The sequence below is a fragment of the Acidovorax sp. GW101-11A03 genome, assembly GCF_059424825.1.
Map to the genome: position 1 here is coordinate 1 of NZ_JBWKZU010000111.1, position 7,433 is coordinate 7,433.

Sequence of the window (7,433 nt, forward strand, 5' to 3'; positions counted from 1 at the left end):
TGCTTCGTGCTCTGACTCGCTGCGGTTGTACGAGCGAAGCGCGCAGCGCGTAGCGAGTTCCGCAGCGCGCCCCACGCACGAGCACCGCAGGTTGCCCGCAGCGCAGCGGAGGGACGCAGCGTGTAGGGTCGCCCTTTCTTTGGTGACTTTCTTTCGGCGACGCGAAAGAAAGTTACTCGCCTGCCGGGCGACTCCCGGCCTCCGCCCTCAAACCAGGCACACCGCAGAGATCAGCGAGCGTGCCTGCCCCGGCTTCGACAAGCTCAGCCCGAACGGTCGAGGCTGATCAGGACTGCAAAAACAATAGCTGCTAGCGCTTGATGGATAGGCGCCAGAGCCCAAAAAGACCTCAAAAATTCAAACCCACCCCGCATCCACCTTGAACTCCTGCGCCGTACACATCGCCGCATCGTCCGACGCCAAAAACAACACCATCCGCGCGATGTCATGCGGCCGCAGCTTGTCCGGCAAACACTGGTTGCGCGCCAACTCCTTCTCGCCCTCGGCGTCCAGCCACAGCTTGATCTGCCGCTCCGTCATCACCCAGCCGGGCGACACCGTGTTGATGCGGATCCGGTCCTGCCCCAGCGTCTTGGCCAGCCCGCGCGTGAGGCCGTTCACCGACGACTTGGCAATGGCATAGCAGGGGTAGCCCGTGCCCTTGCCCTGCCAGCCCGTGGAGCCCAGGTTGATCACCGAGCCCGCGCCCAGCCTGCGCATGCCGGGCACCACGGCCTGGATGGCGAAGAAGGCGGGGCGCTCGTTGATGGCCATGCGCTCGTCGTAGTACTCGGGCGTTACGGATTCGAGCGTGTGCCGGTCATCGCTGGCCACGTTGTTCACCAGCACCGCAAAGTCGCTGCCCAGCTCGGCCGCCGCTTCTGCCACACAGGCCTGCAGGGCGTTCACGTCGCGCACATCACACACACGCCACCAGGGGCGGGGCAGGCCTGAATCGGCAATGTGCTGGGCCAGGGCTTCGCTCGCATTGCGCGCCACGTCCACAAACGCCACGCGGGCACCTTGTTCGGCAAACGCCGCAACGATGGCCGCGCCAATGCCGCTGCCGCCGCCCGTCACAAACACGGCACGGCCTTGCAGGCTGGGGAACTTCGCCAGGCCCTGGGGGGCGCCGGTGGCATCGGTCGAGGAAGAGGAGGGGGTAAAAACCTTTGACATATAAATATTGCAATCAATCAATTGAAAAAAATTTCATTTCAAGCATCAATTGGCGTTGATAAGATGCCGTTCGTCAAGTGCCTGGCGGCAGGCCGATACAAAAAAAGACCGGAGACACGCATGCGCCCCTTGCTGGATACCCCCTTCTCTCCGCCCGAGGGCGCTGCCTGTTCCGCGCCCATCACCGGCGCCGTGCGCTGCGTGATCGCACCGGGCAACGCGCTGGGCGAAGGCGTGTTGTGGTCGGTGCGTGAGCAGGCCGTGTACTGGGTGGACATCCTTGGTCGCGAGCTGCACCGCTGGGACCCGGCCACCGGCGGCCACCAGCGCTGGACGTTTGACGAAGAGATCTCCGCCATCGCCGAACGCGCGCATGCCCCCGGCTTCATCGTCACGCTGCGCCGGGGTTTTGCGCTGTTCGACCCGGCCACCGACATGGCCCCGCGCTACCTGCACCAGCCCGAGCCCGACCGCGCGGGCAACCGCTTCAACGACGGCAAATGCGATGCACAGGGGCGCTTCTGGGCGGGCTCCATGGACTTTGCGTGCGAGGCCCCCACGGGCGCGCTCTACCGCTATGACCCCGACGGCAGTTGCACCCGCCACGACGACGGCTTTGCCGTGACCAACGGCCCCACCTGGTCTGGCACGGGGCAGGGCGCGGCCATGTTTTTCAACGCCACCATCGAAGGCAACACCTACCGCTACGACAGCAATCTGGCCGCAGGCACCGTGTCCAACAAAACACTGTGGAAGCATTGGCTACCCGAAGACGGCCTGCCCGATGGCATGACCACCGACGCGCAGGGCCGCCTGTGGATTGCGCACTGGGGCGGCTGGTGCGTGACCTGCCACGACCCGGTAACCGCCGCAGAGCTGGGCCGCGTGCGCTTGCCAGTCAGCCAGGTCACCACTTGCGCGTTTGGCGGCGCAGACCTGCGCACACTGTTCATCAGCTCCGCGCGGGTAGGCCTTACGCCCGAGCAGTTGGCGGCCGAGCCGCTGGCCGGGGCGCTGTTTGCGGTGGACACCGACAGCCTGGGCCTGCCCGCCCATCCATTTGGCGGCTGAGAGCGGCTCACAAAACCCTTCTGGCGCCGTTGCCGCGTCTTGTCGTACTACGCGTACTGCCTGCGATGCGGCGCCTGGCCAGAACCGCTGCGCGGGGTTTTGATATCCGCTCTAAGCGCTGAACGCAGCCCCGAGCAATCTGCCAACCCGCAATTCCCGTCAACACACCAAAGAAAGCACACCGCCCATGACCGAGGCCACATCCTCCCACCCCATCGTCTGGCTGCACCATGCGGGGCAGCACCTGGGCCTGGTGCCCACACTGGGCGGCAGCGTGGCGGCCTGGCAGATCGACGACCCGCAAAAGGCTGGCGTACGCATCGACCTGTGGCGCCCGTGGGATGGCGCCACGCCCGACCTGTACCAGCTCGCGTCCTTCGCCATGGTGCCCTGGTCCAACCGCATCAGCGGCGGCGGGTTTGAGCACGCGGGCCAGTTCCACCCCATGCGCCCCAACCGCGTGAGCGAGCCGTACCCCATCCATGGCGATGGCTGGTTGCAGCCCTGGCAACTCACCCAGCCCGCGCCCGACACGCTGCAGATGCAGCTGCGCTCCGAGCGCTTTGACGGCAACCCCTACGACTACCAATGTGTGCAGACCTTCCGGCTGGTGGAGGGCGGCCTGGACCAGTCGGTGCAGGTGAGGCACCTGGGCGCGCAGCCGCTGCCCTACGGCCTGGGCCTGCACCCCTGGTTTCCGCGCACGCCCGCCACGCGCATCACGGCGCCGGTGCAGGGCGTGTGGCTGTGTGGCGACGACCCCTTGCCCACAGAGCACACGCAGCACTTCCCGCCCGGCTGGGACTTGAACACTGGCGCCCCCACCAACGGCGGTTTGATCGACAACGCCTACACCGGCTGGGGCGGCACCGCGCACATCGACTGGCCCGAGCGCGGCCTGCGCCTCACGGCCCACATGCCCGACTTTGAAAAGGACGGCGGCACCGCACAACACTACTGCCTGATCTACCGCCCTCCGCAGGGCCCGGCCTTCTGCTTCGAGCCCATCACCCAGCCCATCGACGCCTTTCACCAGCCGGGGCAACCGGGCCTGCGCACGCTGCGGCAAGGGGAGGCGATGGTGATGAATGTGCAGTGGCGCTACGCACACCGCCCGCAAAGCCATTGATGGGGTCTGCTCGCTGTGGTGGGTGTTGACCTCGACCAATCCCATGCCACGACTCCCATGGCTTCCACTTCAGCGCCAGGTAGAAGTGCTGGTGGCGCGCCTCGGCATGCTTTGAGCCGTGCGCGAACGGAGGCCCCCAGGGGCTGCGCCGCACCAGATAGGCGCGCCACGCGCAGCGCGGTTGTTGCATTGGGTAGTTGTTTGTCAGTGAATAACTAAAAAGCGCAACCATCGGGCTCTGATTCAGTTTGATTAATATATTCTTTTATCTATTCAATTTTCCATTCAACCGGGGTATCCTTAAGGCATGCCTTCCGCCGCCCAGACCTACGCCAACGCCATCCGCCCCCTGCTGCGCCCCGGCCCCGCCAAGGCGCAGGCGCTGGCCCAGGCGCTGCAGGTCAGCCAGCCCACCGTCTCCCGGGCCCTCAGCGCGCTGGGTGACGAGGTGGTGCCTTTTGGCGCCGCCAGATCTATTCAATACACGCTCCGCGATCCTCAGCGCGCCGATCTGCAGGCCACCGTGTACCGCGTCACCCCACAGGGCGCGCTCGAAACTCTGGGCACCCTGGTCCCGGTGTGCCCCCAGGGCTTTGTGATGGTCGAGGCGGGCGGGGCCCGGCTGCGCAGCGATGGCCTGCCGTGGTGGATTTTTGACATGCGCCCACAGGGCTACCTGGGGCGCGCGTACTGCCAGCGGCACGGCCAGCGCCTGGGCTTGCCCGAGCGGCTGGGCGACTGGAGCGACACCCACGCGCTGCGCGCCATCCTGGACCAGGGCGACGACATGCCCGGCAACCTGCTCATCGGCCCCACCGCGCGCGACCAGTTCGTCAACGCGCCCGACCCCGTGCCCATTTCAGCCGCGCAAAAGCTGCCCGCCTACGCCCAGTTGGCCGACCTGGCCGCGCGCGGCGAAGTGGCGGGCTCGTCAGCCGCTGGAGAGCAGCCCAAGTTCACCGCCTACGCAGAGCAAGCCGATGGCACTGCCGCGCACGTGATGGTCAAGTTCACCGCAGAACTCGACACCCCCGTCAGCGCCCGCTGGCGCGACCTGCTACTGGCCGAACACATTGCCCTGCAAGTACTGAGCGAGCATGGCGTGCCTGCCGCGCAGTCAATGACCTGGATGCACGGCACCCAACGGTTTCTGGAGGTGCAGCGGTTTGACCGGCTGGGTGCGCGCGGGCGCAGGGCGCTGCATTCCTTCGCCGCGCTGGACGCCGAGTTTGTCGGTAGCGGCGGCAACTGGCCGGTGATTGCCAGGGCGTTGCTGAAGACCGGGGTCATCACCCCCCAGGCCTTTGACACGGCCTGCCTGCTGTGGGCGTTTGGCACCCTGATCGGCAACACCGACATGCACAGTGGCAATCTGTCGTGCTTGTCAGAAGGGCGCAGGCCTTACGAGCTGGCGCCTGCGTATGACATGACGCCCATGGCGTTTGCACCTACGGCGGGGGGAGGTTTGCCGGAGCGGGCGCTTGAATTGGCGGTGGGGGAGCAGGTCAGCGCGGCGGCTTGGAAAGAGGCGCTTGCGATGGCGCAGGTGTTTGTTCGCCGGTTGGAGGATGAACAAGGATTCAGCGTGGGTTTTGACGCTTGCAACGTTGAGTTGCTGCGTCATGTGACGGTGGCTGCTGAGCGTGTTGGGCGGCTTGCGATTTAGGGCAGGATGCCGGCGTAGTGCGTTGCAGAGTTGGCGGCGGTGGCGAGGTCGTCGCCGCTTGCAGCCTTCACCGAAAGCGGTCAGGCAGGTCCGTTTGTGTGTTGCGCTGCATTGCTCCTGATTCTTTCAAGGGACTCAGTGACATGTCGCGGGTATTCACCACTGAAGTATTCGAAAATAAGTGGGTTAGCGGTGTAGAAGTGACAGCAAAATTCGACCCAGCTTGCAGTTTTCAGCGGGCCATTGATTTTGAATACCTTGCTCGATCTGGCTTTTATATGCGCTGGGTTCTTCAACGTCATATTGAAGTCGGAATCGCGCCTATGTAGATATTCTTCGTTCGTGAAAAGCTGAATCGCGCCATCGAAGTGTCTAAAACAATTGGCAGCAATGTCGAACTCGGCATGCAGGTAGCGGGCTGGGAAGTAATGCTGCCCACCGATCTCGATACGGATGTCCTCTGTCTTGATTTCCAGGGCCTGGAACGACTTGATGCCGTCCGACTCACTCCACTTGATGTCAAGGCAGTAGGTGTTGGCAAAGAGGTAGGAGGCAGCTCGAGATTCAATGTCCAGGGGTGGGCGCAGCTTGGCGATTCCGGGCTTGATATTTCGTATGTCCTGATCGAAGGGGGCCCCGTACCAAGTGTCAGCTTCGAAATAGCCCAAGCCGTCAACGTCGATCCGGACTCGGTCTTCATCGAGGGCAATGTACTTTTCTACACCGGGTTCATCGAACCGCCAGAATAAGTCTATAAACCTCGGTGCCCAATTGTTGACCGGGTGCATTCCACGCCGGTAACAGGGATGGGCCATCAAAATAAAGTCAGGTCCCGCAAAGCACCCTTCGGAATATGTGCTGGGAGGGAATCGGCTCGCGATCTCTTTGAACGAAAGTAATCCGTCGCGCTCGATCTTTATCGGCCCCAAGAGCGCCTTTGCAATGCCCTGTGCCTTTGCGACGATGCCGGTGGTCTGGATGTACTCGAATGAATCCGTGCTGAGATTCACGCCCTTGGATGCGGCGAGAGCCGTGAACTTCGCAATTAGATCTGCGGAGGCAGACAACCGTTCTCGGGAGAATCTTTCCATGTCCTCAAGGTAACGCATCAACCATTCTTTGTGTTCTTGGTCAGTCATCAAAATCCCCCTTGTAGGTGACAGGATTCCACCATATCAGCGCAGTCTTTCGCAGGCCGATTGCGCTCAACTCCCCACCGCCCGCATCCCCACCAACCCCGGCATCGCCCCCCGCATCGCTTCCAAAAACAACCGCAGCCGCGCCGGATAAAACCGCGCATACGGGTACACCAGGTACACCGGCAGCGGCGCCGCATGCCAGTTGGGCACCAGGTGCAGCAAGTGCCCCTGCCGCACATCGTTGTCCACGATCCATGCCGATGAAATGCACGCGCCCAGCCCGGCTAGGGCGGCGCTGCGCAGGGCGTACAGGCTGTCGGTGGCCAAACGTGGCGTGATGCCGAAGGTGTGGGCCTCGCCGCCGGGCTCTTGGGTCAGCGTGACCTCGCGGCGGTAGAAGGTGCTCAGGGCCAGCCAGGGCAGGGGTTGCAGGTCTTGCGCGTGTTGGGGCGTGGGGCGCCCGGCCATCAGGGCGGGGGCGGCCAGCACGATGCGGGGCACCTCGGCCAGGCGCACCGCCACCACGCTGGGGTCGTCCACCGCGCCGACCTGGATGGAGCAGTCGATGCCTTCGGCGATGAAGTTGGGGCGGCGGTCGTGCAGCATCCATTCCACATCCACCTCGGGGTAGCGGCGCAGGTAGGCCATCAGCGGGGCGATGAACTGGTCTTGCCCAAAGGCGTGCGGCGCCAGCACGCGCAGGGTGCCGCGCGGGGTGTCGGCCGTGCCGCGCAGGTCGTCCTCCATGGCGCGCCAGTCTTCCAGCAGGGCCTTGGCGTGGGCAAAGCAGCGGTCGCCGTCTTCCGTCAGCTTCATCACATGGGTGGATCGCTGCAGCAGCTTGATGCCCAGGCTGCGCTCCAGCGCCTGCAGGCGGCGGCTGACGGTGGGCTGGCTGGTGCCCAGTTGCTGGGCGGCGGCAGACAGGCTGCCGGCCTCGACGATGCGGACAAAGGTCTGCATCAGCTCGATGCGGTCAGCTCCGGGTTGCAAGGCCGGGAGGGTGTTTGTCATACGCTAAGCGTATAACGAATCTGCAGTTCAGCCTACTACCCAGCGCGGTGATGGGCTAGAACAATCGCACCATTCCTTTCTAACCGATGGTGTTGTGATGTCTTCCATTCAAAATGTGCATGCAAGCGGCGCGGCGGACGCTGCCCCGGTGAGTGCGCCGCTGCTGTTGCTGCTGGCGACCACGGCGGGGCTCAGCGTGGCGTCGCTGTATTACAGCCAGCCCATGCTGGGCGTG

The 7,433-nt window shown here is 64.2% G+C and carries 6 protein-coding genes and 1 pseudogene; 4 read left to right on the forward strand and 3 right to left on the reverse strand.

From position 1 onward, the window contains the following. Nucleotides 1-357: 357 nt before the first annotated feature. Entirely contained in the window at nucleotides 358-1,179 is an 822-nt protein-coding gene (locus AC07Z7_RS24455; RefSeq protein WP_494767956.1) for an SDR family NAD(P)-dependent oxidoreductase, read from the reverse strand. Between the two features lie 120 nt (nucleotides 1,180-1,299). On the opposite strand from AC07Z7_RS24455, the gene AC07Z7_RS24460 reads away from it, so the two are divergent. The 3 genes from AC07Z7_RS24460 (at nucleotide 1,300) to yjjJ (ending at nucleotide 5,045) form a co-directional block, all read left to right on the forward strand. Continuing rightward, nucleotides 1,300-2,250: an SMP-30/gluconolactonase/LRE family protein gene (locus AC07Z7_RS24460; RefSeq protein ID WP_494767957.1), complete on the forward strand. Its 951-nt coding sequence runs from the start codon at nucleotides 1,300-1,302 to the stop codon at nucleotides 2,248-2,250. A gap of 187 nt (nucleotides 2,251-2,437) precedes the next feature. Then, nucleotides 2,438-3,379: an aldose 1-epimerase gene (locus tag AC07Z7_RS24465; protein ID WP_494767958.1), complete on the forward strand. Its 942-nt coding sequence runs from the start codon at nucleotides 2,438-2,440 to the stop codon at nucleotides 3,377-3,379. A 307-nt stretch (nucleotides 3,380-3,686) separates the two neighbouring features. After that, nucleotides 3,687-5,045 carry a type II toxin-antitoxin system HipA family toxin YjjJ gene (gene yjjJ / locus AC07Z7_RS24470; protein ID WP_494767959.1) on the forward strand — a complete coding sequence of 453 codons (1,359 nt, stop codon included), beginning with the start codon at nucleotides 3,687-3,689 and terminating at the stop codon, nucleotides 5,043-5,045. Between the two features lie 80 nt (nucleotides 5,046-5,125). Here the strand turns inward: yjjJ and AC07Z7_RS24475 are convergent, their stop codons facing one another. Together AC07Z7_RS24475 and AC07Z7_RS24480 are read right to left on the reverse strand one after the other, a co-directional pair. Next, nucleotides 5,126-6,184 carry a hypothetical protein gene (locus AC07Z7_RS24475; protein WP_252659676.1) on the reverse strand — a complete coding sequence of 353 codons (1,059 nt, stop codon included), beginning with the start codon at nucleotides 6,182-6,184 and terminating at the stop codon, nucleotides 5,126-5,128. Between the two features lie 66 nt (nucleotides 6,185-6,250). After that, on the reverse strand, nucleotides 6,251-7,198 hold the full coding sequence (locus AC07Z7_RS24480) for a LysR family transcriptional regulator (RefSeq protein WP_494767960.1): 948 nt from the start codon (nucleotides 7,196-7,198) through the stop codon (nucleotides 6,251-6,253). Between the two features lie 97 nt (nucleotides 7,199-7,295). Here AC07Z7_RS24480 and AC07Z7_RS24485 point away from each other — a divergent pair. Then, nucleotides 7,296-7,433 (forward strand): annotated as a pseudogene (locus AC07Z7_RS24485) (MFS transporter); the annotation flags it as partial.